Below are 26,968 nucleotides of genomic sequence, written 5' to 3'. Positions count from 1 at the left end.
TTATAATAATCAATATGAGTAAAAACACAAAATTTCAGATATTAATTATTGGAGGGGGAGCGGCTGGAATTACTGTTGCTTCCCAGTTAAAAAATAAAAATTCTAAACTAAATATTGCTATTATTGAACCTTCTGAAAATCATTATTATCAACCTGCTTGGACATTAGTAGGAGGAGGAGAATTTCAATTAGAAGACACGGTTAAACATGAAGATAATTTGATTCCTCAAGGGGTAACATGGATTAAAGATTTTGCAGAAAATATTGATCCTGAAAATAATCAAGTTACGACTAAATCGGGGAATGTTTTTTCCTATGAATATTTAGTTGTTTGTCCGGGTATAACCATTGATTGGGACAAAATTAAGGGCTTAAGGGAAAATTTGGGCAAAAATGGGGTGACAACCAATTATATGAAGGAATATGCCCCTTATACATGGGAAACAATCAAGAATTTTCAAGGGGGTACAGCTATTTTTACCTTTCCCGCCGGGGCAATTAAATGTCCGGGAGCTCCACAGAAAATTATGTATTTAGCGGAAGAAGCCTTTACTAGACAAGGAGTTAGGGAAAAAACCAATATTGTTTATGGTAATGCAACGGGTAAAATGTTTGGTGTTCCTGCTTATAATGCACCATTAGAAAAAATTGTCGATCGCAAAAACATTAATGTTAAATACGGACATAATTTAGTAGAGATAAAAGGAGATACAAAAGAAGCAATTTTTGCCACGGGAGAAGGGGAAACAGTAACGATTAAATATGACATGATTCATGTGTCTCCACCGATGACTACTTATGATTTCATTAAACAAAGTCCTTTAGCGAATGAGCAAGGATGGGTGGATGTTGATCAATTTACCTGTCAGCATACTAAGTATAAAAATGTGTTTGGTTTAGGTGATTCTTCTTCTTTACCCACTTCAAAAACTGCGGCGGCTATTAGGAAAGAAGCTCCAGTAGTTGTGGCAAATATTTTAGCTTTAATGAGTCAAAAAACCCCCCAAGAAAAATATGGCGGCTATGCTTGTTGTCCTTTAATTACGGGTTATGGAAAAACCATCATGGCAGAGTTTGACTATAGTAAGCAACCAACTCCTAGTTTTCCTCTTGATCCCACTCAAGAGAGAGCTAGTATGTGGTTAGTGAAAAAATATATTTTGCCTTGGTTATATTGGAATAGAATGCTGAAGGGTAAGCCTTTTGAACCTGATAGTTGGCGTTTTCTTTTACCAAAAAATTAATACAATCATAATTTAGAAAGTGGTGGGTTAATGCCCACCTTATCTATTTAATCTCTTAACCTCAGTTCGGTTTAAGAATATCCGATAAGGTTAGGTGTCAGGTTGCAGGTTGTAGGTTGCAGGTGTTTAACATATTCAACCCTTACGGTGATGAGGAGATGAGGGGAGAGGGTGAGAGGGGGAAGTAGGGGCTTAGGGTTTTGGGGTGGTAGGGGTGAATATATCTAACCTCAGTTCAGATTAAGGCAATTTTATCGTTATTTCTGAGAAGCTATAAGGTTTTCTGACTACGAGAAAATAATGCTTTCAGCTTGTCCAAAACTCAGGTTAATCTCTTAATATTTAATATTCAGCCCAATTTAATCAATCAAAACAGAGAGAGTTTCCGATAAAATTTCAGAGGAGATGCGATCGCATATTTGTACTTTTCCAATAGCTTCAGGAAGAATAAACCTTACTTTACCGTCTTTAACTTTTTTATCCATTTGTAGATGATCGATAATTTCTTCTACCTTGAGATAATGGGGGATAGTTGTAGGTAAACCAGTTTTAGCAATCAATTCATCTTGCCGATGGGCTTCATTTTCTGTCCATAATCCCATTTTCACAGCAACTCTACCCGCCGCTACCATCCCAATTGCCACCGCTTCTCCATGAACAAAAGTCTCATAATTAGTTAAACTTTCGATGGCATGACCAATAGTATGACCATAATTAAGAATCGCTCTAATACCAGACTCTTTCTCATCTTGACCGACTACATCTGCTTTAGCTTGACAGGAACGAGTTAAAATATCATTTAGGAGAGCCTCATCAAAATTATTTAAGCTATCAATACTCTGAGCCGATTCTAGGGCTTCAAAAAGGTTTTTATCCCAAATCACTCCATATTTAATCACCTCTGCCATACCTGCCCGAAACTCCCTTTCAGGTAATGTCTTCAAAACAGAAGGATCGATTAAAACTAATTTCGGCTGATAAAAAGCTCCAATCAAATTTTTTCCTTGAGGGTGATTAACCCCTGTTTTCCCCCCCACAGAAGCATCTACCATCGCTAAAAGAGAAGTGGGAATTTGGACAAAATTAATTCCTCTTAACCAAGTGGCGGCCGCAAAACCTGTCATATCTCCTACCACTCCTCCGCCTAATGCCATCAAAGTGGAATTGCGTTCTAATCGGCATTTAAGAGCAGTATCATAAATTTGGGCAATAGATTCTAGGTTTTTGTAATTTTCCCCTGCGGGTATTAAATGATAATTTACCTCAAAACCTTGATTTTGTAGAGAATCGATCGTTATCTGTCCATAGTAGTCAAAAATTTCTGGGTTAGAAACAACGAGAATTTTTTTACCAATAGCTAAATGACTTGCTTTTTCTCCAATATTATTTAATCCCCCAGCATTGATGTGGATTGAGTAAGAGTTTTCGGGTAGATTAACGGATATTATTGATGCCATTGAGTGATGTAGTCGTGAATAATAGTTTTTTTTAATTTTATCTTAAATATTACTTAAGTTCGATATATGCTTAAGTAACCTCAGTTCGGTTTAAAAATATCGGATAAGGGTTCGGAGTTCGGAGGAGAGGGAGATGAGGTGATGAGATGAGGGGGTGAGAGGGGTAAGTAGGGACGAATGGCCATTCGCCCGTACAAGTGTTCGGAGTTTTTAATTCTTAATTCTTAATTCTTAATTCTTAATTATCAACTATCAACTATCAACTATCAACTATTCACTATTCACCTTTGCCCATTGCCGATTTCCTGTTCCCTACCTAAACAAGAAATCATATCTAAAACCAGCAACACCAAAATTGCTACCATCCAAGTTCGATCCCGAAGGGATCTGCTACGCAGCACGCATCTATTCAGAATCATTAGCTAAGATTAACCTATATCAACTCACAAGAGAGAAAAATAATATGACAACAACTGGTGGAAAATGCCCCGTGATGCACGGTGGTGTAACAACAAACAGTATGTCGAATATGGAATGGTGGCCGAAATCACTCAACCTCGATATTTTGAGTCAGCACGATAGCAAAACCAACCCCCTCGGAGCGGATTTTAACTATCGGGAAGAAGTAAAAAAACTTGACGTAGCCGCCCTCAAAGAAGATTTACACAGACTAATGACAGATAGTCAGGATTGGTGGCCTGCCGATTGGGGGCATTATGGTGGCTTGATGATTCGTTTAAGTTGGCACGCCGCCGGTACTTATCGTATTGCCGATGGTCGAGGTGGTGCTGGTACTGGTAATCAACGTTTTGCTCCTCTCAATTCTTGGCCTGATAATGTCAACTTAGATAAAGCTCGTCGTTTACTTTGGCCTATTAAGAAAAAATATGGCAACAAACTCAGTTGGGCTGATTTGATTACCTATGCAGGTACGATCGCATATGAATCTATGGGCTTTAAAACCTTTGGTTTTGCCTTTGGACGAGAAGACATTTGGCATCCAGAAAAAGACATTTATTGGGGTTCAGAAAAAGAATGGCTTGCTCCTAGCGATAATCCTCAAAGTCGCTATTCTGGTGAACGAGAATTAGAAAATCCTTTAGCCGCCGTGATGATGGGGCTAATTTATGTTAATCCTGAAGGAGTGGACGGCAACCCAGACCCCCTTAAAACTGCCCACGATGTGCGTGTTACCTTTGCTCGTATGGCGATGAATGATGAGGAAACAGTGGCTCTTACTGCGGGTGGTCATACGGTGGGAAAATGTCACGGTAACGGTGACGCAGGGTTACTGGGTGCTGAACCTGAAGCCTCTAACATAGAAGATCAGGGCTTAGGTTGGATTAATAAAACTCATCGTGGTATCGGTCGTAATGCCGTAACCAGTGGTATTGAAGGAGCATGGACAACTTATCCTACTCAATGGGACAACGGCTATTTCCGCCTATTACTTAATTACGACTGGGAACTGAAAAAAAGTCCAGCAGGTGCTTGGCAGTGGGAACCCATCAACGTCAAAGAAGAAGATAAGCCTGTGGATGTGGAAGACCCCTCCATTCGCCGTAATTTGGTTATGACTGATGCTGATATGGCGATGAAAATGGATCCTGAATATCGGAAAATCTCCGAGCGATTTTATCGTGACCCGGAATATTTTGCCGATGTCTTTGCTCGTGCATGGTTTAAACTGACTCACCGAGATATGGGACCTAAAACCCGTTACATTGGTCCTGATGCACCCCAAGAAGACCTAATTTGGCAAGATCCTATTCCTACGGGAAATAGCAACTATGATATTCAATCTGTGAAAAAAAAGATTGCAGAGAGTGGTTTAACCATCCGTGAAATGGTATGTACCGCTTGGGACAGTGCCAGAACTTTTCGGGGTTCTGACAAGCGTGGAGGGGCTAACGGGGCACGTATTCGCCTAAGTCCTCAGAAAGATTGGGAAGGTAATGAGCCTGTACGTTTAGCTAAAGTATTGACCATACTCGAAAGTATCGCTCAAGATAGTGGTGCAAGTGTTGCTGATGTGATTGTATTGGCGGGGAATGTTGGTATTGAGAAAGCCGCTAAAGCAGGAGGTTTTGATATTACCGTTCCTTTTTCTCCCGGTCGTGGTGATGCTACAGACGAAATGACAGATGTAGAATCCTTTGCACCCCTAGAACCCATACACGATGGCTACCGTAACTGGCTTAAAAAAGATTATGCCGTTAGTCCAGAAGAATTAATGCTCGATCGCACCCAACTGATGGGATTAACAGCCCCTGAGATGACGGTTTTGGTTGGTGGAATGCGTGTTTTGGGTACTAATTATGGCGGTACTAAACACGGCGTTTTAACTGATCGTGAAGGCGTATTAACCAACGATTTCTTTGTGAATCTCACAGATATGAATTACCAATGGAAACCTGCAGGTAATAATTTGTATGAAATCTGCGATCGCATCAGTGATCAAGTTAAATGGACAGCAACAAGAGTTGATCTAGTATTCGGCTCAAATTCAATTCTTCGTTCCTATGCCGAAGTTTATGCCCAAGACGATAATAAAGAGAAGTTCGTCCATGACTTCGTAACTGCTTGGACAAAAGTAATGAACGCTGACCGTTTTGATTTAGCTTAACTCTAATTAACTAAAGTGACTTCAATTAAGGTTGAGATAGCTTCAAAAATTGTAGGGTGGGTATTATTGCCCACCAATAAAAAAATATTTAGACAATACTGCATAAATTATCGAAATGATACTGATAGATAAATAGACCTTCAAAAAAGAAAATTTATGTTTGGAAATCAAGCCAATTTTGCCCCCGCCGAAGCCTTTACCATCATCATACTATTTAGTGCGATCTCCGATGGTAGTTTTGAGGACGAAGAAAAGGACATTATTCTTAATATTCTCAAAAGAATGAAAACTTTTCGTTACTATGGGGGCAATATCGTACAGTTAATGTCAAATTGTCTTAAATATTTGCTAAAAGATCCAATTCAGGCTTTGGCACAAAGTGTTATCTCTTTGCCTCAAGAATTACACGAAACAGTTTTCGTTGTGGCGACAGATATTATTATGTCTGATGGAAAAGTTACAGAAAAAGAAGCGGCAACTCTAGATATGTTAGCTAAATATTTATCTATCAGTCCTACTCAGGTAACAAAAATTATTGAAGTAATTGCTATTAAAAATAAAGGATAATTTTTTTATTAATCTTCGATAAATGTTGCCCAAAATCAATTTTGATAGGTAAAACTTTAAAATAATTACTTTTTCCTAACTTTTAAAGAATCATTAAAAATGATAAAATACTAAGATCTGAGATAATTGACCAGCAAATTCATATAAATATAAAACGAAAAAGGACAGAATCTAAAAAAATTCTGCCCAAAAAACTTTATTTATACTTATGTGATTTAGATGCTATCTTTCAAACTTAGATCTTTTTTACTCATCATCATCAATAATCATACTGTCAGGAGAATAAGTACGAGCAGACTGATCATCAATAATTACATCTTCATCATCCGTAAGAGAAGAAGATAAGCGATTACTTTCGTCCATAAGAGCATAATCATTACCATTTACCTCTCTGACAACGTCGTTTCCTTCCCAATCCTGACGTTCATAAGCATTGAAGCCAGTACCCGCAGGAATTAAACGCCCAATGATTACGTTTTCTTTCAAACCTCTTAACCAATCATTTTTACCCTCGATCGCAGCTTCTGTAAGTACCCTTGTTGTTTCTTGGAAACTTGCCGCTGAGATAAAGCTATCAGTATTCAAGCTGGATTTAGTGATACCCATAATCAAAGGAGTATATTGTACAGGTGCGCCGCCAGTGATAGACATGGTTTCATTGTCTTTTTCAATTTGACGCAATTCCACTAACTCCCCAGGTAAACGGATAGTATCACCACCGTCATCAACTCTTACTTTAGAAGTCATCTGACGCACAATCACCTCAATATGTTTATCAGAAATGTCGATACCTTGAGATTGATATACCCCTTGAACCTGATTAACCAAAAATAGTTGAGCCTTTTCTAATGCCGCTAAAGCACACTCAAACATTCCTTGATTATCCTCTTGCTCTTGATAGTAGGCATAGAAGATTTCCAGTAATTCATGAGGACTAGCTAAACCATCAGTTAAAGGATCGCCCGTTTCCACTCTTTGATTGTCATTCACGATAATGTTTTGGTTAGGACTCAAAGGATACTCAGTAATAGTACCATCATCCTCAATTACCTTAACATCGATCGCTTCATCATCACGATATTCCACTTGACAGAAGCCGGGGCGACGTGCTAACAAGGCAGGTTCTTTGGGTTTACGCGCTTCGAGTAATTCTTCAATTCTTGGTAAACCTTGAACGATGTCCCCTGTTTTTGCCCGTTCAAATACGAGTAATACTAAATTATCACCCCGTTGAACTAAATCCCCTTGCTCAATATGTAAAATCGCACCCGCAGACACACGATAAGGACGAGCATAACGTAAGACTACTCGATTATCTTCCACTTTCAGAACTTTACCTGATTCAGGAGAAGTTATATTTTCCGCTAATAGATCCCCTTGAGTGACAAAATCTCCTGCCTTACAAGTAGGCTTAGACTCAGTTTGTATATCAATCATGTCAGATTTTCTGACCACTAACACACGACGGATTGCTTCAACCCCTTCTCTTACCCCTTGAATAATACCTTCCTCTTGACAGAGAATTTGAGTTGTACCAACTACATCTCCCGGAGCAATTTCTTGTCCATCCTCCACTAAAACACGAGTGATAATATTGGGTTCTGTTTCCAATTCACGACGTAAAAGGACGGATTCTAATACCACAATTTGTAAGCGGAAACAACCTTCTTCGGCTTCGTGGGGAACTAACTCAATATCCGCACTCATGCCCTCATGGGTTTCTAGTACTAATTGAGTGGTAACTAACTGTACTCCTTCAACACTTTTAACTCTTTCTCCATCTTTGAAGAAAGTACGCATTACGGGTTTTAAGTTAATAGCTGAACCTTGAGTATTCAATGATTCTTGGGAAGGAGATTGAGTAGTATTGATTACTTCAAATTGTCTGATAGGACGTAATAATAAACCAACCCCTTCATTGGTATCAACAAATTGGGCAAAGTATTCTTCCTCAGTAATATTATTAGGAGCAATTTGAGTACCCGGAGGAATAATATTATCTTCGTCGATATTAGCTAAATAGTCAGGATCTAAGTCAAGGTATAGTTGACCCGGTTTAACGATAATTTCTCTCAAAATATCATTTTTCTGAACAACCTCAACCACCCCACTAGACTGACAGAAAATATCTTTAACAATTTCTGTTCCTGCTTCTACATATTGACCATCTTCTACTAATAACAAGGAGATGTCTTTATTAATTTCGTGACTTTCTTCAGGAATCCAGACAATAGTTCCCTCTTTGATTACCTCATAACCTTGTTTTTTGTTACCTCGCCCTGTTTCTAACCCTGCATAGCGAATTAACCCTCCAGTGTTAGTGGTATAGGTATCATCAATTAATTCAGCAACAACCTGATTATTTTGTACTTTTGTACCCTGAACTACTTTTAAAGCGAAGCGATCGCCTTTTTGGGTGTGAATAACGTATTGTTGTTGACTACCATGATGTTCGAGATAAATATCTGCCTGATCCAAAGAAACGGAAGCAGTAATAATTTCGATTTCTCGGCTACCTTCTTCAAAACGGCAAACACCACCACTTTTTGTTTTTAACTTGGTTTCCGCTAATACAGAACCGGGCTTAACTTTGTCACCATTTTTCACTGCAGGTTCGGCACCGGGGGGTAAATTGTAAACCTGTCCCGATAACACCCAAATCAAACCATTACGAGAGGCGGTTGTAGTAGTATTACCCTGTTTATCGGTTTTACTTTCAGGGGCAATATCTGCAAAATGCACTTCTCCAGATAAGTCTGTAGCAACGTCTTTAGTTACTTTCTCTGTGGATCTGGTTTTTTGGGGCATTACTTCAGCAATGAGGTCATTCTCTTGAATTACATCCCCTTCTCTGACCGCTAATAAACTATCTTTGGGTACAGAAATTTTTTCAGCACCAACGATAACATCCCCTGTTACCTCAACAACTAATTTCTGATCTCCATGACGGGTACGAGTTTCACGGACTTTTAATTTCTTGCTGAATTTAACCGTACCAGAGGTTGGAGTAGTAATACGACGAGCAACTTCCCCAGTAAATACTCCTCCTGTGTGGAAAGTTCGCATGGTTAACTGAGTACCGGGTTCACCAATAGATTGAGCGGCAATAATCCCGATCGCTTCTCCCATATTTACCCAGTCACCGTGAGCCAATGACCATCCATAGCATTTTTGACACACCGAACGAGCGGTCTCGCAGGTTAAAGGAGATCTTACTTTTACTTTATCAACCGCCTTGCCAATGGCTTTTGCTAAATCATCATCAATGGCTTGATTACGGGTAGCAATAACTTCCCCTGTGTCAGGATCAATCACATCTTCTGCTAATACTCTTCCAAATAAACGATCAGATAAAGGAATCAAAATGCGATCGCCGTCTTTCATGGGAGTAACTTCGATACCTCGGTGAGTACCACAATCATTTTCCCGAATAATTACATCCTGAGAAACATCCACTAAACGACGGGTTAAATAACCAGAGTCTGCGGTACGCAAAGCGGTATCTACTAAACCTTTACGAGCGCCATAAGAAGAAATAATATATTCAGTAACGGTTAAACCTTCACGGAAATTAGTTTTAATGGGTAAGTCAATGATTTCTCCTTGAGGATCAGCCATTAAGCCGCGCATACCAACCAACTGACGTACCTGAGAGATATTTCCCCTCGCCCCAGAAAACGCCATCATATAGACAGAGTTAAGAGGATCAGTTTCACGGAAATTTTTGACTACTTCATCTTTCAAAGATTCAGAAGTATCATTCCAAGTATCGATTACCTTCTGGAAACGTTCAACTTCAGTAATTTCACCATTAGCATAACGACTGAGAGTATTTTTGATGGTGGACTCAGCCTCTGCTAACATTTCTTTTTTGATAGGAGGAATTTTCAAATCTTCCACACTAATAGAAACCGCCGCTTGAGTCGCATAACGGAAACCCAAAGTTTTTAACTGGTCACAAACAGAAGCACAACGGGCAGAACCTTGTTCGGTAAAAGTTTTAGCGATTAGCTTTTTTAAGCCCCCTTTATCGATTACTTTATTATAGAAAGTTTTATTTTTAGTCTCTTTCTGATTAGAAGTCATGGTGTTTAGTTGATGGTTAAAAGTTTTTACCAAAATTCAAGAAGCAAAAGTCAAAAATAGATTTTATCTTTCTCAACTTGCCACAAAATTAAAGATTGAATTCCTAATTGCTAATTCCTAATTACTGATTAAAATTACAACTCCTCGTCGTCATCTTGACCTAAACTGGATAAACTGTAATCTTCCTTATAGGTAGGACGCTTAGGCGCTCTCCCTGAAGCCTCCATCAAGTCAACTTCTACGTGTTCGCTACCTTCTACAACCTTATGGACAGAAACATCTAAACCTAGAGATTGTAATTCTCGTAAGAGTACCTTAAAGGATTCAGGTGTACCGGGATGAGGAATTGGTTGTCCTTTAACGATCGCATTTAAGGCTTCATTACGTCCTTGCATATCGTCGGATTTGACTGTTAATAATTCCTGTAAAGTATAAGCCGCACCATACGCTTCTAAGGCCCATACCTCCATCTCTCCGAATCTTTGTCCACCCTGTTGAGCTTTACCACCGAGAGGTTGTTGTGTCACCAGAGAATAAGGACCGGTAGAACGAGCGTGAATCTTATCATCCACCAAGTGAACTAATTTAAGCATATAGGCTTTACCCACTGTCACGGGGCGATCGAATGGTTCACCACTACGACCATCATAAAGTTGAATTTTACCGGGGTTATTTTCATCAAAAATCCAATCTTTACCCGGTTTCTTCGAGGCATCTTTTAACAAGCCATTGACTGTATTTCGAGACGCTTCCTCTCCATACATTTCATCAAAGGGAGTCATCTTGAAGCGATAGCCTAAATGCTCACCAGCCCATCCTAGAAGACACTCAAACACCTGTCCCACGTTCATACGGGAAGGAACACCCAGAGGATTTAAAACGATGTCCACAGGACTTCCATCGGGCATATAGGGCATATCTTCACGGGGGAGGATGCGAGAAATAATCCCTTTGTTACCATGACGACCCGCCATTTTGTCTCCCACTTGAATTTTGCGTTTTTGAGCCACATAGACACGGACTACCATATTCGCTCCGGGGGGTAACTCATCACCTTGTTCGCGGGTAAACACTCGCACATAGACAACTCTTCCTTTTTCACCGTTAGGTAAACGTAAGGAATTATCACGAACATCTCTGGCTTTTTCCCCGAAAATTGCCCGTAACAGTTTTTCTTCTGGAGGTTGATCTGATTCACCTTTAGGGGTTACTTTACCTACTAAAATATCACCAGATTCTACCCAAGCACCCACACGGATAATCCCTTGTTCATCGAGGTTGAGTAAAGCATCTTCACCGACATTAGGAATCTCACGAGTAATTTCTTCAGGACCTAATTTTGTTTGACGGGCTTCTATTTCGTGTTTTTCCACGTGAATAGTGGTGTAAATATCCTCTTGTACCAGTCTTTCACTAATTAAGATCGCATCCTCGTAGTTATAGCCTTCCCAAGGCATATAAGCAACGGTGATATTGTTTCCTAAAGCTAACTCTCCTCCTTCGGTGGCAGAACCATCCGCTAATACTTGTCCGGGTACTACTTCCTCTCCTTCATCAACCAAAGGCTTTTGATTTAAACAGGTATCTTGGTTAGAACGCTCATACTTTTGAAGATTGTAAACTAACTCCTCTCCTTCCTTGGTTTTGAGCTTAATAGTTTTTGCATCCACATAAGTAATTTTGCCATAATGACGGGAAACAATTACCATTCCAGAGTCTCTTGCCGCTTGGGCTTCTAAACCTGTACCCACTAAAGGACGTTCCGCCCGTAATAAAGGCACTGCCTGACGTTGCATGTTAGAACCCATCAGGGCACGGTTAGCGTCATCATGCTCAAGGAAAGGAATCATAGAGGTAGCCACAGAAACAATCTGTACAGGAGACACCGCTACATAGTCCACTTGATTAGGGGTTGTGGTAGAAAATTCTTGACGATAGCGAATAGGTACAGATTCCCCTAAAATATTACCTTCCTCGTCGGTGGAAATGTCCCCCGGAGCAACTCTTTTATCGTCCTCTTCATCGGCAGTTAAGTACTCAGGAGTTAAGTCCCAACGAACTTTTCCATTCTCAACTTTATAGTAAGGAGTAGTAATAAATCCGTACTCATTGATTCTGGCATAGGTAGCCAAAGAACCGATTAAACCTGCGTTAGGTCCTTCAGGAGTTTCCACGGGACAGATACGTCCGTAGTGGCTAGGGTGAATGTCTCGCACGGCAAAACCTGCTCTATCTCGACTTAAACCACCGGGGCCTAAAGCAGAAATACGGCGTTTATGGGTTAATTCAGCTAAAGGATTGGTTTGATCCATGAATTGGGATAACTGAGATGAGCCAAAAAATTCTTTTATAGCCGCTACTAACGGTTTAGGGTTAACTAAAGCCGCTGGAGTTAAGGTATTAGGATCACCTACGGTCATTCTTTCCCTGATAATTCTTTCTAGGCGGGATAAACCGACTCTGACTTGATTTTGTAATAATTCTCCTACACTTCTAACTCGTCTATTGCCGAGGTGGTCAATATCATCTACTTGCCCAATATCAAACTCAAGATTAATGAGATAGTCAACAACGGATAAAATGTCTTCAATAGTTAAAACTCTTACGTTGTAAGGGACTGTTAAACGCAGTTTTTTGTTCATTTTGTAGCGTCCAACTTTTCCTAAATCATAACGTTTAGGATCAAAGAAGCGACTTTCTAATAAGGCTTGTCCACCGCTTACGGTTGGAGGTTCACCGGGGCGTAATTTGCGGTAAAGTTCCATGAGAGCATCATCAGTACTGGGATTGCCCTCTTTCTCTAGGGTTTTATGGTAAAATTCCGCATGGCGTAAACGATCCATAATTTCTCTATCGGTTAAGCCCATAGCTTTTAACAATACTTGGGCTGAGATTTTACGGGTTTTATCGATTCTGACCCATACGACACCATGTTTATCCGTTTCAAATTTTAGCCATGCACCCCGATTAGGAATGACGGAGGCGGAGTAAGTTCTTTTTCCGTTTTTGTCCACCTCTGATTTAAAATAAACCCCGGGCGATCGCACTATCTGATTGACAATTACCCTTTCTGCACCATTAATCAAAAACGTACCTCTATCAGTCATCAATGGTAGATCACCGATAAATACTTCTTGTTCTTTTCTTTCTCCTGTTTCTTTGTTTAACAACAATGTTGGTACATATACCTGTACTGAGTAAGTTGCATCTCTTTTTTTTGCTTCTTCGATGTGGTATTTTGGTTCTTTGAGGCGATATTTCTCCCCAATAAAGTGTAATTCTAGTTTTCCTGCATAATCAGTAATAGGCGTAAAACTGTTGAGTTCTTCGATTAAGCCATGCTCTAAAAACCATTTGTAACTAGAGCGTTGAATTTCGATTAAATCTGGTAACAGTTCTTGGGTTTTCATAGGTTAGTTGTCAATGATATTGAATTGATCTATTTAGATTCTGGGGTCAGGGTTTCGGTTATTTATTTTCTTTACCCTTGCTTTATTTTAAATTTAGAGGTTAAATAATTTACAGGCGTTCTTGGTTGTTTGGGATGCGATCGCCTCTACTGATTGTCCTCGGATTTGGGCTAGTTTCTCCGCTACATGAAGCACATATGAAGGTTCATTGCGTTTACCACGATGGGGAGTAGGAGCTAAAAAAGGACAGTCCGTTTCGATTAAAAGACGATCATCAGGAACAATAGAAGCACTTTGATGGACGGTTTTGGCATTTTTAAAAGTTACAACCCCACTAAAGCTAACATACATTCCTAAATCAAGAAACCACTGAGTTTCCTCTGGATTTCCTGCCCAACAGTGCATCACTCCTGTTATTTTACCGTGTTCTTGGTTAAATCTTACTAAAATATCCCGTAGGGCGGTAGCCGCATCTCTACAGTGAATAATGACAGGTTTATTTAATTGATAGGCAATTTCTAACTGTTTCCAGAAAACTTCTTTTTGTAACTCTGGTTGATTATCTTTGTAAAAATCTAAGCCCATTTCTCCGATTGCCACCACTTTGGGGCTGGATTGGGCAAATTCTAATAATTGCTGGTAGGTAGTTTCTCCTTCCCACTTGTTGGCAGAAAGGGGGTGTAGACCCACACTACAGTACAACTCAGGAAACTTTTCTGATAATTCTTTGATGCGATCGAACTCTTGGGGTTCAACACAGGAATGGATAAGTTTATTTACCCCAACCGATTGCCAACGACTGGAAACTAAATCCAAATCTTCCTGAAAGACATCAAAGTTTATGTGTACATGAGTATCAATCAGTTGCATTAGTGTTTTTTTGCCTAATGGTACAGGATTTTAATTAGGAATTAGGAACTAAGAATTAGAAATTAGCTTTTGCGATTATTCCTTAATCCTTAATTTCCGTTTTCATACTGATGAATTTCTGATAACTCCTAATTTTTCAAGGGTTAGATTCCCTATTTTATTTGAGAAAAAAATTAGCTAACTATTGTTAGCTATCGTATTGAGTGTTTAAGCGGTAAAAATTAATACCCCAATACTTAAGAGGCTTGTGCTTGGTTTATTTTAGAAAATGCTTTAGCTAATCTAGCTTTTTTTCTTGCACCGTTATTTCTGTGATAAACACCTCTTTTAACTGCCTTATCAATTTTGCTGTATGCCGCAGATTGACAAGTTTGTACTGCCTGTTTTAACTCATCACTAGGAGAAGTTGCATAGGCTTCTACCGCTTGAAAATATTTTTTCATGAGGGTTTTAACCGCAGATTTGTAAGCCTTGTTACGGAGGCGGTTACGTTCGTTAATTTGGATTCTCTTGAGAGCAGATTTTGAATTAGCCACTATCCTTAATTGTTTTACTTAGACTACTATTTAATGATAAGTTTTTTCATAGAATATCAAAATATCTATTTTAACTTTCTATGGCGACTCTTGACAATACCCCTTTAATTATGAGTAGGGAGAAAAGGGCAAAAGGCAAACCCCTCTTTGTCTCCCCTTAAAAGAAACCCCCCTTTCGAGGAAGGAGGGCAAAAGTGTTTAATTAACACGCTTCCCTAATAACACCCCAACATCCTTACACCTCTTTTCTAACTTATAAGGATTTTATAAAGCACCAGCCGCAGTTTTATCAAACAAACCACCACTAAGATGATTCGTCAAATTAATTGCTTGTAAAATTGGTTTTCCATTCAAACCGTAAGGATAGTCAACAACTGTTACAGCTCCATTTCCTTGTTTAATATTCCAAAAATTAGCAGATTCTAACCCTAATAAATAACAGATAATTACCTTATTTATAGCATCATGAGCGGCAACTAAACCTGTTTTCATTTTGCCTTCTTCGATATTCTCTTTGACGATTTCTTGCCAAGATGCGATCGCTCTATCCCAAACTTGCTGTAAATTCTCTCCTTCAGGCATTTGTACAGTTTCAGGTTTTGCTTTCCATTGTGCCAATAAACCGGGAAATTCTGCTTCAATTTCTGTTTCTAATTTGCCTTCCCATAAACCGTGAGAAATTTCTTCTAAATCTTTTTTAGTGGTTAAATTAACATCGGGATGATGCTTAAGAATAATCTCTGCGGTTTCTTTCGGGCGAGATAATGGGCTAGTGACAGCAAAATCAATTTGCACATCCTTGAGAAACTCAGCCGCTTTTTCTGCTTGTTGTCTGCCGTTATCATTGAGAGGAATATCTTTGACACCCTGAAAACGTGACATTCTATTCCACTCTGTTTCTCCATGACGCACCAACAATAATCTTAACCCTTGTTTTTGCTCAGGGCGAAAATCTGGTAAAGGTGTGCCTAAATGCCCAATTTGATTTAAAGATTCCAACTGAACTGAATCACCGAAGTTACCTGTAAAATTTAAGACATTGACACAACAATTAGACTGTTGCAAACAGTGATAGTAAGCAGGAGACATTCCCAACGCAGTGAGAATTAAGCAACGATTAATACCATTATGGGCAGTAATTAAAATGGTTTCACCATCGTGTTTCGGGATAATTTCTTGCCAAAACTCTTGTGCTTGTTGATACAAGTCTAATACAGGATAAAACTCTTCACCCTCAAAAGTCATCTTTAACTCATCAGGTTTTTCTTTCCAAGTGCGATAGGCTTCAGGAAATTCTCTTTTGACATCTTCTTTTTTCCATTTTTCCCACTCAGGTAAGTTAATTTCTCTCAATTTCTCCATCACAGTGATAGAAGGTTTATACTGATTGAGAGATTGAACAATTTGAGCGGTTTTATAAGCTCGTTGTAATGGACTGCTATAAAACGCCCCTAACTTAACATCCTTGAGGGCTTCCCCCAATAATTGAGCTTGTTTTTCTCCTTTTTCCGTAATCACCGATTCATCACAACGCCCTTGTATCATTTTTTGAGCGTTGTAACTACTTTGACCATGACGAGCTATTATTACACGAGTGGACATAATGAATTAAAAATTAAGAATGAAGAATGATTTGAGTTCGGAGTTCGGGGTTCGGAGTTCGGAGTTATAATATAAAGAATGGACTTATCCAATGGTTATTGAAATAAGGGTTAAAGCCCTCACTACGAACGAGGTTATATTGATATTTTCAAGAGATGTCTAATATTTCCTCTCTCCCCTACTCCCTACTCCCCACTCCCTACTCTTGACACCTAACTATTGTTAACGCTCAATGGTAAATTGTCAATTTTCCCCTCCAATTACTACGTCTTTGATGCGTAAACTAGGACTACCACAACCAACGGCTAAACCATTTTGCCCACCTTTTCCACATCCTCCCGATTCATCCCAATAAAAATCATCGCCGATCGCTTCTATATTGGCAAGGGTTTTAAAGACATTTCCTGATAAAGTAACGTTTTTCACAGGTTCAGCTATGATACCATCTCGAATCATCCATGCTTCTCCTGCGGTGAAGGTAAACATCTCCCCGTTTGTCATGCCCCCTAACCAATTTCGGGCGTAAACTCCTTCTTTGATATTGCTGAATAAATCTTTAACAGGGGTATTACCTTTGCCTATCCAAGTATTTGTCATTCTCACGATGGGAGGATAATGATAGTTTAAACAACGGGCGTTACCAGTGGGTTTTTCTCCTAGTTTACCAGCCGTTTCTCTGGAATGTAAACGCCCTACTAATACTCCATCTTTAATTAATTGAGTGGTGGTGGCAGGTACACCTTCATCATCATAATAATAACTGCCTCGATGTCCTTCTGGTTGCGCTCCGTCAAAAATTTGTAAAAATTCACCGCCAAATTTACGCCCCATTGTCATCACTTCTAATAAGTCGGGGTTTTCATAAGCCATATCTGCTTCTGATAAATGTCCAAAGGCTTCATGAACAAATAGTCCTGCTAAGATAGGATCGATAACTACAGTATAAGTGCCCCCTTTGACAGTGGGCAAGTCTAAGGCATTAACCGCCCTTTTCGCCGCACTTTCTATCTGTTTATCAAGGTTGAGTAAGTCTTCAAAGCCTCTCCTTGTGCCTGTGGTTTCTCTCCCTGTTTGCACTAATTCCCCTCGTTTAGCGGTGGCACTAAAACGCATTTCGCTGTCTATCCACGTTTGCTCAATTAATGAGCCTTCGGAGGTGGCTAAAACTATTTTTTGTTGAATATCACTGTATCTAACAGTGGTACTGGTAATATCTTTATGATAACTATTTAAAATGCGATCGCATTTTCCCACTAAATCCTTTTTTTGAGAAAGGTGGATCAGACGTGGATTTGTGCCTGTTAAGGGCAATTTACAACTTGTCACCACAGGTTCAACCTCTGCAAGGACTGTTTCGTCATCACCAATCAATTGAGCGGCAGAAATGGCATCACTGATGCAATCTGCTATCTGAGTTAAATCATTAAACGTAGCAAAACCCCATCCTCCTTTACGACAAGCTCTAACTTGTCCTCCAATTGAAGTGCCTTCGCTAATATTTTCAATTTGCCCGTTACGCATTTTAATGTTACTCCCCTGAGAAGATTCTAGGCGAATGGACAAAAAATCAACATTATCTTTATAAGAGTGAATTAATTGTGATAGGAATTGCGGATAGTCTTTTTCTTTCATGAAATGTAAATAGCAATAAAAATAGTTGAGTTAAACTTAAGCAATGTAAGCAGGGGCAAAGTGAAAGGGGCAAAAGGCAAAAGGCAAAAGGCAAACCCCCCTTTATCCTCCCTCGAGAGGGGGGAGGGCGAAAGTGTTTAATTAACACGCTTCCCTAACACCCCAATACCCTGAAACCTCTTTCCTAACTCCTAAACCCTAACCCAGAAATTTCCTATCTTCCTATCTTAAGACTAAACTATTTATTACATAACCATACCACCATCAACGTTAAATACTTGTCCTGTAATGTAAGAAGAAGCAGTGTCGGCGGCTAAAAAGCGAATCATTCCGGCGATTTCTTCCGGTTTACCATAACGATTAAGGGGAATAGCTTTTAAAATTTCTTCGGCTTCTAATCCACTTGTCATATCTGTTTCAATGAATCCGGGGGCTACGGCATTAACGGTGACTCCCCGACTAGCAAATTCTTTGGCGAGGGTTTTGGTAAAACCGATAACTCCTGCTTTTGCCGCACTATAGTTAGCTTGTCCGGGATTGCCCATTTGTCCTGCTACCGAAGATATATTGATAATTCTTCCACTTCTTTGTTTTAGCATGATTTTACTAACAGCTTTACAACATAAAAAGACCCCTGTAAGGTTTAAATCGATTACTTTTTGCCAGTCTTCTAGCTTCATTCGCAACATTAGTGTATCACGAGTAATTCCTGCATTGTTGACTAATATATCTATACGTCCCCATTTATCAGTAGTAGTTTTGATCATGGCTTCTACTTGTTCCTGTTGGGAAACATCCCCTTGAACTGCGATCGCATCTCCTCCAGCATCAATAATATCTTTAACTAATTCTTCCGCAGATTGACTACTGTTAGCATAATTAATCACGACTTTTGCCCCTTCTTCCGCTAGGGCGATAGCGGTTGCTTTTCCAATCCCTCTCGAAGCTCCCGTAACAATTGCCACTTGCTCTTTTAATTTTTGTAAGTTATCAGGTAACAATTTAACCATAAGACTTTTTAATTTTTTCCTTGAAAAGTTGCCTTGGATAGTTTACCCTAATTTAACTCTGGATTTATTGTAAAATTGAGATTGATCATTTTTAGTAAATAAATAGGTATAAAAATTTATGACTGCTTCTTTAGCTAATTTTCTTTGGAGTTTGGTTTGGGGTGCTGCAATCGTAGTTATTCCCGTTACTATTGGTTTAATTGTCGTTAGCCAAGCGGACAAAATCCGTTAATAATATAGTTTGATACGTCTGTTATCAATTTCTTTTCAGGGGGCATAACCATAAATTGCTCATAAGGTAAAACCCCCTGACAGTTTTTGAGAAAGATTAAAAATTAATGTCTAGTTATGACATGGTGTTAAAGATAGGCAGTGCAGAATCAGATAATCTGGTTAAGATAAAAGAAAACATAGCAGTTTTAGTTTGAACAATGGTTAATTTTGGTTTCAACTCCGCCAGTGTATTGGGTATCGTTTTGGCTTTAGCAGGGGCTGGATTGTATTTAATGCGTTCTGTTAGACCTGAAGTCTCTAGGGATCATGACATCTTTTTTGCCGCAGTCGGCTTACTTTGCGGTTTTATCTTATTCTTTCAAGGGTGGCGGCTAGATCCCATTTTGCAATTTAGTCAACTGTTACTTTCTGGCTCTGCTATCTTTTTTGCCGTTGAGAGTATTCGTTTAAGAGGAGCTACTTCTGAGAAAGTGAGGGGGTCGAGAGCTAACTCCTATGTAGAAGATGATCGCCCTGTTAATCGTCGTGTTTATCGTGCAGAGTTGGATCAAACAGATGCTTATGATGATTATTATGAGGAGGAGGAAATTCCCCGCCGTCGTTTGCAAGGTACAGCCGTAAGAAGCCCTCGCCCTACAACAGGGTATGAAGAAAATCCCCGCCCTCGTCGTCCCCGTCGTCCTTCTAGCAGTTATAATCAAGAGCCTCCTAATCCCCGCAGTCGCAATACTAGCCGAACTCGTCCCAGTCGTTCCAATTATGAAGATTGGCAAGAAACCCCCGATCATTGGGATGATGAATCTTCTTCTCCCCGTCAAGATTATTCTCGCCCTCGGAATGATAGAGGAGTAAGTCCTACTACTGGTGCAAGACCAAAAAAACGTCGTCCGAAGTCTGCTGATGATATTGTTTCTAGCGTTGGCACTGAATATGTGGACTATCAACCCATTGAACCCGAACAATCTGACTATGATGATTCTCCCAAGGGCGATCGCCCCTCAAATCCTGATAATTTCGATTATTAATTTGACTAAATTGGTCTAGTTTTGAAACAACTATTTCTGTTACTGCTTGTGTTCTCTGCTGTGAGTTTGAATGGGTGTAACTCCAGCAATGTTTCTTCTTTTTCCACGTCTCTTAACAGTCGCTATAATGATGAACAACCTGCCATTAGCGGTGATGGTCGTTGGTTGGCAATGGTTTCTAATCGCAATGGACGTAGGGAAATTTTACTCTATGATTTACAATTAAGAAATTTTGTCGATTTACCCGGTTTAAATATTGGTAATGCTATTAATGATAGTCCTAGCTTAAGTCGTACAGGACGTTACATTGCTTATATTTCTAGCATACAAGGCAGACCAGATATTTTTATTTATGATCGAGCAACAAAACAAACTCAGTTGGTAACTCAGGGTTATCGCAGTTGGTTAAGAAATCCTCGTATTAGTCCTGATGGTCGTTATATCGTTTTTGAAACCGCTAAACGAGGTCAATGGGATATTGAAGTTATTGATTTAGGCATTAGAACAGAACTCGATCGCCCCGATGGTGAAGTAGTACAATAATTTGGGAACAAAAATAAATTAAAAATCGTCATCTGTGATTGGGTGATTGAGTTATTAGGTTTTAGAGTGATTTGATTCTTAGCTTTCAATTCTCAATTCCTTATTCTAGTTATCTTTGTTCTGTCAAAAATTATTATTACCGATTATGAAATACAAGTTAATTCTTATACCAACTGTTTTACTAAGTTTGTTAATTCCTAACTATTTTTTGTCAAATTCTCTTAAAGCTCAAAATTCAGAGGATATTATGGAGTCTGTTACTCCCGCCATTGGCGATACCAGTCAAAATTCTTTAGATTGGAATGGTGTTTATGAAGGAATTTTACCATGTGCTAGTTGTGAAGGAATTAAAACTACCATTATTTTGAATCAAGATTTAACTTTTGTTCAACAAGTACAGTATTTAGGAATTGATGAGAGAACATGGGAGACAAAAGGAACATTTCAGTGGAATGAAGCAGGTAATCGGATCACTTTGCAAGGGATTGAACAAGCTCCTAATCAGTTTATTGTAGGAGAAAATAGGTTAATTCAATTAGACATGAACGGCGATCGCATCTCAGGAGATTTAGCGGATAAATACATTTTAAACAAGGTAGCACAAGCATCTATGACTGAAGATTTCCTTACCGATGTTCGTTGGCAATTAACGGAAATGATGGGTAAACCTGTCACAAAAAGTGAAAATCAAAGAGAACCCATTTTTCTCATTTTTAACTCAGAAGAAAATAGAGTCAACGGATTTGCAGGGTGTAATAATTTTATGGGCGGTTTTGAATTAAAAGAAGGCAATCGTTTGACATTAAAACAAATGGCATCAACCATGATGGCTTGTGAAAATATGGAAACAGAAATTAGTTTTTTGCGTACCTTAGAACAAGTGGATAATTACACCATTAAAGATGGGGTGCTAAGTTTAAATAAAGCCAAGATGAGTCCACTATTAGTATTTACAATGGCTCAATAGACTTCTTGCACTAAATCAATCATTCCAGAATAACGACAATTAAAATTTGATCTTTTCTTATTTAACCTGAGTTTTGGATAAGCTGAAAGCATCCCAACTCGTAGTCAAAAAACTTTATAGCTTCTTAGAAATAACTTAGAAATAACGATAAAATTGCCTTAATCCGAACTGACTTAAACAAGGGGCTTAAGCCCCTTGCCTAGGTCAGAAGAAAGCCCCTTGCTAAAAACCCCTACCACCTGCAACCTGCAACCTGACACCTAACACCTAACCTTATCAGATATTCTTAAACCGAACTGAGGTTATTTAAGAATCCCCTGTTGCCTATTGCCTATCTATAAAACTAATAATTTATACCACCAGAAGTAATAAAGCCTTAAAACTCTCCTAATGAGAAACAATACCGCTCCATTGAATCTTTTTCTCTTTAGTGCGACGATAGGAAAAGAAATCTTCTGGGGTTTGATAAGTACAATAGGGTGCGATCGCAATTTGATTTAAATTTATTCCTTGTTGTTGAATTTGTAAACTAATCACCTGAGTCACATTTAATCTAACTTTATTTTCCTCCTCATCAGGTAAAATTGGTTGGTTTTCTATTTGTAAGGCTTTTTCAATGATTAATTCCGAGGGAGTATCTGAAGGGAAAATAGTTTTTAAAACCTCGACGGCAACTTCTTCATTGACTTGATATACCTTACCATGAATAGCCGGACCTAAAGCAAACAGTAAATCTTCTAATTTTGCCCCTTGAGATTGTAAAAGTGCGATCGCCTTTGGTACAATTGCAGTGGAAGTTCCACGCCATCCTGAATGAATTGCCATTACTCCCCCAGTACCTTTATCAGCAATAAGAACAGGTGTACAATCAGCACTAGCACACCAAACTGAATCTAAAGACTTACTAGAGATAATACCATCCCCCTCCAATAAATCAGCACCGGATAAATAGTGGCTATCTAACGTTGCAGTAGAAAAGAGAATATCACTATGAATTTGCTTAAGACGATAAACAGAAGCATTTGGATTCAAATAACTAACGAGAATATCCGGGGAATCTCCCTGAAAATGACAAGTAAAAAACCCGTGTTGCCAATTTCTTAGCAAATCACAGGTTAAAAATCTACCTTTTTCCGTCTCTCGCCATTGCCACATAGAAGAATTAGTCATATACAATGAAGAATTGAAAATGAAAAATGAAGAAGTAAAGGCTTTATTCCTTTATCGTCTCAATGATTAATATATATCTAACCAAACATTTTTCTACATTCTACATCGTACATTCCCTATTCTTTCAAGGAATTAATATTGAGTAATACTACAAGTTAAAGGGCAAGAAGCATATAAAGCTCTACGAGTTACTTTCTCATTATCTTGTAACCACCCCAACCATTTTACTTCATTAGGATGAACACCTTTGAGAGTTAAAATAATAGAGCTGAAAAGAATACAGGATAGGATTACTCCTAGCATACCACTAGACACAAGTACGAGCGCACTAGCGGGGAAAACGGACTGTAAAACTACTGCGGCTAAAACCCCCACCGTCATCAATACTACCACTAACGGAAAGCCTACAACTAAAAAACAAACAGTTAAGGTTAAATTCCAAACCAGAAAACTTTTTGTCATAGACAACAAATAACTATCGTGCCAAGTATTTTGATTTGATATGTGCATTTCTTTTCGCTCCTTCAGATTTCTAACGACAACAAACAGACAACAAACAATATAAAGTTTAGATAAAGTTTCAGTATAAACAACTAGATATGTGTTCCTATATTGTCAGTATAGGCAATGAAAAATGAAAATGAGGATTTTTGTAATATTTTTTTACATCTTATCCGAAAAAGATGTGCTAATAAATGGCTTACAAGACTTAAATTCATTGATTCTGAGGGTTGCAAATTCTCTATTTTGAAAATTTGTTACATTTATTTACAATACAAGGTTTTTTTCTCAGTTTTAACTTTCTTCCGTTGACCTCGGTTAATATCTTGGGGTTTTAGAGGGATGGGATGAGAGGGGAAGGGGTGATGAGGTGATGAGGTGATGGGGGAAAGAAGTAATGATTAATAAGTGTTCGGATTTTTTAATTCTTAATTATCAATTATTTACCTTTATCTTTTCTTTGCCTTTTGCCTCTTGCTCTTTTAAAATCTATTAACCCCAACACTAAATTCTCAATTAATCTTTCCTTTCGTTCAAATTCTTTGCTAATCTCTAAAAATAGTCCTATAAACATCCTTACTTCATTTACTAAGCAAAAATACTCATGGCACAACAGTTAAATTTATTGAATCAAGGTCAAATTATTCCTACTGCTTTACATACAGAAATGGAGAGATCCTATTTGGAATATGCTATGAGTGTGATTGTAGGGAGAGCGTTACCAGATGTGAGAGATGGTTTAAAACCTGTTCATAGACGTATTCTGTATGCTATGTATGAATTAGGATTAAGCCCCGATCGCCCTTTCCGCAAATGTGCTAGAGTAGTAGGGGATGTGTTAGGAAAATACCACCCTCACGGCGATCAAGCGGTGTATGATGCAATGGTACGCTTGGTGCAAGATTTTTCTAGTCGTTATCCGTTGTTAGCAGGCCATGGCAATTTTGGCAGTGTGGACAATGACCCTGCGGCGGCGATGCGTTATACTGAAACTCGTCTTGCTCCTATTTCCTACGAGAGTCTATTAGAAGAAGTTAACGATTCTACCGTTGATTTTACCAGCAACTTTGATAATTCTCAACAAGAGCCAGTTGTCCTTCCTGCTAAGTTACCGATTTTATTGTTGAATGGATGCTCTGGTATTGCTGTGGGTATGGCTACCAATATTCCACCCCATAATTTAGGAGAAATTGTTGATGGTTTAATTGCTTTGATTGATCGCCCCGATTTAGATGATAATAAGCTAATAGAGTTGATACCTGGTCCTGATTTTCCCACAGGAGGAGAGATTATTAACCCAGATGGTATTAAAGACGCATATTTGACAGGAAAAGGTATTGTAACTATTCGGGGAGTAGCTACCATTGAACAATTAAGGATAGAAAAGAAACGTATTCGGGAAAAAACTGCCATCATTGTCACAGAATTGCCCTTTCAGGTAAATAAGGCCGGGTGGATTGAAAAAGTAGCAGATTTAGTTAATCAGGGAAAAATTACTGATATTGCTGACATCCGAGATGAGAGCGATCGCACTGGTATTAGAGTTGTGATAGAATTGAAAAAAGATGCCCAACCGCCACAAGTTTTGCATCAACTTTATAAACAAACTGCATTACAAAGTAATTTCGGGATAATTATGCTTGGTTTAGTGAACAATAAACCTTGTCAATTGTCCTTAAAGGAGGTGTTAAATGAGTTTTTACAATTTAGAGAGCAGACTTTAAAAAGGCAATATAGATATGAATTAGAGGAAAAAAGAGAAAGAATTCATTTATTAGAAGGATTGCTAAAAGCATTAAAAAATATTAAAAAAGTTATTTCTATTCTTAGTAATTCCGCCGATGGCACAACAGCAAAAAATACATTACAAACAGATTTAAAAATTTCTGAGGCACAGGCTAACTCTATTCTGGCTATGCCATTGAGGAGAATTACAGGGTTAGAGAAACAAAAATTAGAAGAAGAGTATAAGCAACTGCAAGAGAGAATTAACCAATTACAACAGTTACTCGAAGACAGAAACGAATTACTCAAAGCCTTAAAAAAAGAATTGCGGAGTTTAAAACGTAAATTTGCAGATAATAGAAAGACGAAAATTTTAAACTTAAAGAGTATTAAAGAAGAAAAAACCTCTAAAACTACGACGAAACAGACAAAAAAAGAATCATTGCCTTCCCTCCCCCTCGATTTTTCCCAAAAAATGCCAGAGGATGCTTTAATTCATATTACTGCTAAGGGCAAGATTTATTGGCGTAAACCTGCCACTATTTCTGATACACCCATTGTTAAGAAAAATACTGATTTAGTTATTTATCAACAAACCGTTAAACCCAAAGCAGAAAAATTGATTGTCTTTTTCGATAGCGGGAAGGCTTACCCTCTTTCTCTGCCCGATATTCCTGCTTATCCCACCAAACAAACCATTGATAGACTGGTTTCCAATAGCGCCACTCAAAATGATGCGAAACCCATTGCCTATCTTTGTTTAGAGGATACAAAAGCTAATGGTTTACTGATGTTAACTCAAGGGGGTTATGTGAAGCGAATTAGTATCAGTGAATTAGATGGTTTAGGTAATAGAGGCTTTCAACTGATTAAATTAAAACCGAAAGACTCCCTCCAGTTTATCTTACCAGTAAGCGAAAACTCAGAAGCTGCGATCGCAACTAATGGGGGAAGAATTTTAAGACTAGGAATAACGGAAGATAATGTTGCCACTATGGGTAAAAGTGCGCAAGGAAATGTCGGTATTAAATTAAGATATGGGGAAAAAATCATTGGCTGTGAAAAAGTTGATAGTAAAAGCAATTTATTATTAATTTCTGCGTTAGGATACGGTAAATTATTACCCATTAAAAGTTTGCGTAAAATTCGTTTAGGAGATTTGGGAAATCAGGCATTTAAGTTTAAGAGTAAAGAAGACTATTTAACTAATATTCTCTTAGCAGATGAGACTGATACTCTTGTGGCAAAAACTGAAACTGACAACCGTTATTTATTAGATATAAGTAAACTATCTATTAATAATCAAACGGAGAAATCTTTAATCAAATTAACCAATGATGAAAAAATAGAATTAACAATTAAATGGTGGGGAATTGACTAAACTAATTTGGCTCTATTACTTTGAGTATGGGAATTTTTGTTAGGGTAGGCAAGAGGCAAAGGGCAAAGTAAAAGGGTAAAAGGTAATTTAATGAATAGTGAATAGTGAATAGTTGATAATTACTCGTTACTCCCTTAAACCTGACACCTTCAACCTGATACCTGATACCTGCCACCTCTCCTCTCATCCCCTCATCCCCTCATCTCCCCAACACCTGTAACCTGACACCTGACTCGATATTCTTAAACTAAACTGAGGTTATTTATTGCCTATTACCGAGGCGCTGTTGCCTACCTTCACCGACAAATTTATATCGAACTCAAGTTTAACTGATATTTTCGCATTGAACTGAAGTCTATTTAAGCTATAATTGCCTAGTTTA

The 26,968-nt window shown here is 38.5% G+C and carries 18 protein-coding genes; 8 read left to right on the top strand and 10 right to left on the bottom strand.

Annotated elements, in window-relative coordinates; translation table 11 throughout:
- The first annotated feature begins 14 nt into the window (after positions 1 to 14).
- A complete protein-coding gene (locus CYAN10605_RS07875; RefSeq protein ID WP_015219410.1) occupies positions 15 to 1,244 on the top strand; it encodes an NAD(P)/FAD-dependent oxidoreductase in 1,230 nt (409 codons plus the stop codon).
- Between the two features lie 359 nt (positions 1,245 to 1,603).
- On the opposite strand, the gene aroB is transcribed toward CYAN10605_RS07875, so the two are convergent.
- On the bottom strand, positions 1,604 to 2,701 hold the full coding sequence (gene aroB, locus CYAN10605_RS07870; protein WP_015219409.1) for a 3-dehydroquinate synthase: 1,098 nt from the start codon (positions 2,699 to 2,701) through the stop codon (positions 1,604 to 1,606).
- A 463-nt stretch (positions 2,702 to 3,164) separates the two neighbouring features.
- On the opposite strand from aroB, the gene katG reads away from it, so the two are divergent.
- Together katG and CYAN10605_RS07860 are read left to right on the top strand one after the other, a co-directional pair.
- Complete coding sequence (gene katG / locus CYAN10605_RS07865; protein WP_015219408.1) at positions 3,165 to 5,327, top strand: catalase/peroxidase HPI; 2,163 nt, start codon at positions 3,165 to 3,167, stop codon at positions 5,325 to 5,327.
- A gap of 156 nt (positions 5,328 to 5,483) precedes the next feature.
- A complete protein-coding gene (locus CYAN10605_RS07860) occupies positions 5,484 to 5,894 on the top strand; it encodes a tellurite resistance TerB family protein (protein ID WP_015219406.1) in 411 nt (136 codons plus the stop codon).
- Between the two features lie 246 nt (positions 5,895 to 6,140).
- Here CYAN10605_RS07860 and CYAN10605_RS07855 read toward each other — a convergent pair whose 3' ends face one another.
- The 7 genes from CYAN10605_RS07855 to fabG form a co-directional block, all read right to left on the bottom strand.
- Positions 6,141 to 9,980, bottom strand: a complete 3,840-nt coding sequence (locus tag CYAN10605_RS07855; protein ID WP_015219405.1) for a DNA-directed RNA polymerase subunit beta' — start codon at positions 9,978 to 9,980, stop codon at positions 6,141 to 6,143.
- A gap of 134 nt (positions 9,981 to 10,114) precedes the next feature.
- A complete protein-coding gene (gene rpoB, locus CYAN10605_RS07850) occupies positions 10,115 to 13,390 on the bottom strand; it encodes a DNA-directed RNA polymerase subunit beta (RefSeq protein WP_015219404.1) in 3,276 nt (1,091 codons plus the stop codon).
- A 93-nt stretch (positions 13,391 to 13,483) separates the two neighbouring features.
- Positions 13,484 to 14,260, bottom strand: coding sequence for a TatD family hydrolase (locus tag CYAN10605_RS07845; RefSeq protein WP_015219403.1), 777 nt, complete (start codon positions 14,258 to 14,260; stop codon positions 13,484 to 13,486).
- 236 nt (positions 14,261 to 14,496) lie between these two features.
- Complete coding sequence (rpsT, locus tag CYAN10605_RS07840) at positions 14,497 to 14,796, bottom strand: 30S ribosomal protein S20 (RefSeq protein ID WP_015219402.1); 300 nt, start codon at positions 14,794 to 14,796, stop codon at positions 14,497 to 14,499.
- Positions 14,797 to 15,060: 264 nt separating this feature from the next.
- Positions 15,061 to 16,398 carry a histidine phosphatase family protein gene (locus CYAN10605_RS07835; protein WP_015219401.1) on the bottom strand — a complete coding sequence of 446 codons (1,338 nt, stop codon included), beginning with the start codon at positions 16,396 to 16,398 and terminating at the stop codon, positions 15,061 to 15,063.
- Between the two features lie 243 nt (positions 16,399 to 16,641).
- Positions 16,642 to 18,030, bottom strand: a complete 1,389-nt coding sequence (locus tag CYAN10605_RS07830) for a TldD/PmbA family protein (RefSeq protein WP_015219400.1) — start codon at positions 18,028 to 18,030, stop codon at positions 16,642 to 16,644.
- Positions 18,031 to 18,275: 245 nt separating this feature from the next.
- Positions 18,276 to 19,040 (bottom strand): 3-oxoacyl-[acyl-carrier-protein] reductase, encoded by a 765-nt coding sequence (gene fabG, locus CYAN10605_RS07825; RefSeq protein ID WP_015219399.1) that lies wholly within the window; start codon positions 19,038 to 19,040, stop codon positions 18,276 to 18,278.
- A gap of 118 nt (positions 19,041 to 19,158) precedes the next feature.
- On the opposite strand from fabG, the gene psbX reads away from it, so the two are divergent.
- From psbX to CYAN10605_RS07805, 4 genes are all read left to right on the top strand, one after another.
- The gene (gene psbX / locus CYAN10605_RS07820; protein WP_015219398.1) at positions 19,159 to 19,272 is read left to right on the top strand and encodes a photosystem II reaction center X protein; all 114 of its coding nucleotides are present in this window, start codon (positions 19,159 to 19,161) and stop codon (positions 19,270 to 19,272) included.
- A 199-nt stretch (positions 19,273 to 19,471) separates the two neighbouring features.
- The gene (locus CYAN10605_RS07815) at positions 19,472 to 20,299 is read left to right on the top strand and encodes a Ycf66 family protein (RefSeq protein WP_015219397.1); all 828 of its coding nucleotides are present in this window, start codon (positions 19,472 to 19,474) and stop codon (positions 20,297 to 20,299) included.
- A gap of 66 nt (positions 20,300 to 20,365) precedes the next feature.
- Positions 20,366 to 20,842: a TolB family protein gene (locus tag CYAN10605_RS07810; RefSeq protein ID WP_241681878.1), complete on the top strand. Its 477-nt coding sequence runs from the start codon at positions 20,366 to 20,368 to the stop codon at positions 20,840 to 20,842.
- A gap of 145 nt (positions 20,843 to 20,987) precedes the next feature.
- Positions 20,988 to 21,809: a copper resistance protein NlpE N-terminal domain-containing protein gene (locus CYAN10605_RS07805; RefSeq protein ID WP_015219395.1), complete on the top strand. Its 822-nt coding sequence runs from the start codon at positions 20,988 to 20,990 to the stop codon at positions 21,807 to 21,809.
- 387 nt (positions 21,810 to 22,196) lie between these two features.
- Here CYAN10605_RS07805 and pgeF read toward each other — a convergent pair whose 3' ends face one another.
- Positions 22,197 to 22,979 (bottom strand): peptidoglycan editing factor PgeF, encoded by a 783-nt coding sequence (gene pgeF / locus CYAN10605_RS07800; protein ID WP_190275014.1) that lies wholly within the window; start codon positions 22,977 to 22,979, stop codon positions 22,197 to 22,199.
- Between the two features lie 132 nt (positions 22,980 to 23,111).
- Entirely contained in the window at positions 23,112 to 23,489 is a 378-nt protein-coding gene (locus CYAN10605_RS07795) for a hypothetical protein (RefSeq protein WP_015219393.1), read from the bottom strand.
- Between the two features lie 595 nt (positions 23,490 to 24,084).
- Between CYAN10605_RS07795 and CYAN10605_RS07790 the strand changes: the two genes are divergently transcribed.
- The gene (locus CYAN10605_RS07790; RefSeq protein WP_015219392.1) at positions 24,085 to 26,586 is read left to right on the top strand and encodes a DNA gyrase/topoisomerase IV subunit A; all 2,502 of its coding nucleotides are present in this window, start codon (positions 24,085 to 24,087) and stop codon (positions 26,584 to 26,586) included.
- Positions 26,587 to 26,968 lie beyond the last annotated feature (382 nt).

Source organism: Cyanobacterium aponinum PCC 10605 (genome assembly GCF_000317675.1).
GTDB lineage: Bacteria > Cyanobacteriota > Cyanobacteriia > Cyanobacteriales > Cyanobacteriaceae > PCC-10605.
This window is presented reverse-complemented; position numbering and strand designations above follow the sequence as displayed.

Excerpts from the sequence above, each read along its gene's own strand:
- CYAN10605_RS07860 (WP_015219406.1), top strand. The coding sequence starts at position 5,484 with ATGTTTGGAAATCAAGCCAATTTTGCCCCCGCCGAAGCCTTTACCATC.
- CYAN10605_RS07835 (WP_015219401.1), bottom strand. The coding sequence starts at position 16,398 with ATGTCCACTCGTGTAATAATAGCTCGTCATGGTCAAAGTAGTTACAAC.
- aroB (WP_015219409.1), bottom strand. The coding sequence starts at position 2,701 with ATGGCATCAATAATATCCGTTAATCTACCCGAAAACTCTTACTCAATC.
- psbX (WP_015219398.1), top strand. The coding sequence starts at position 19,159 with ATGACTGCTTCTTTAGCTAATTTTCTTTGGAGTTTGGTTTGGGGTGCT.
- CYAN10605_RS07795 (WP_015219393.1), bottom strand. The coding sequence starts at position 23,489 with ATGCACATATCAAATCAAAATACTTGGCACGATAGTTATTTGTTGTCT.
- CYAN10605_RS07805 (WP_015219395.1), top strand. The coding sequence starts at position 20,988 with ATGAAATACAAGTTAATTCTTATACCAACTGTTTTACTAAGTTTGTTA.
- CYAN10605_RS07830 (WP_015219400.1), bottom strand. The coding sequence starts at position 18,030 with ATGAAAGAAAAAGACTATCCGCAATTCCTATCACAATTAATTCACTCT.
- katG (WP_015219408.1), top strand. The coding sequence starts at position 3,165 with ATGACAACAACTGGTGGAAAATGCCCCGTGATGCACGGTGGTGTAACA.
- CYAN10605_RS07790 (WP_015219392.1), top strand. The coding sequence starts at position 24,085 with ATGGCACAACAGTTAAATTTATTGAATCAAGGTCAAATTATTCCTACT.
- rpoB (WP_015219404.1), bottom strand. The coding sequence starts at position 13,390 with ATGAAAACCCAAGAACTGTTACCAGATTTAATCGAAATTCAACGCTCT.
- CYAN10605_RS07845 (WP_015219403.1), bottom strand. The coding sequence starts at position 14,260 with ATGCAACTGATTGATACTCATGTACACATAAACTTTGATGTCTTTCAG.
- CYAN10605_RS07815 (WP_015219397.1), top strand. The coding sequence starts at position 19,472 with ATGGTTAATTTTGGTTTCAACTCCGCCAGTGTATTGGGTATCGTTTTG.
- fabG (WP_015219399.1), bottom strand. The coding sequence starts at position 19,040 with ATGGTTAAATTGTTACCTGATAACTTACAAAAATTAAAAGAGCAAGTG.
- CYAN10605_RS07875 (WP_015219410.1), top strand. The coding sequence starts at position 15 with ATGAGTAAAAACACAAAATTTCAGATATTAATTATTGGAGGGGGAGCG.
- CYAN10605_RS07855 (WP_015219405.1), bottom strand. The coding sequence starts at position 9,980 with ATGACTTCTAATCAGAAAGAGACTAAAAATAAAACTTTCTATAATAAA.
- pgeF (WP_190275014.1), bottom strand. The coding sequence starts at position 22,979 with ATGACTAATTCTTCTATGTGGCAATGGCGAGAGACGGAAAAAGGTAGA.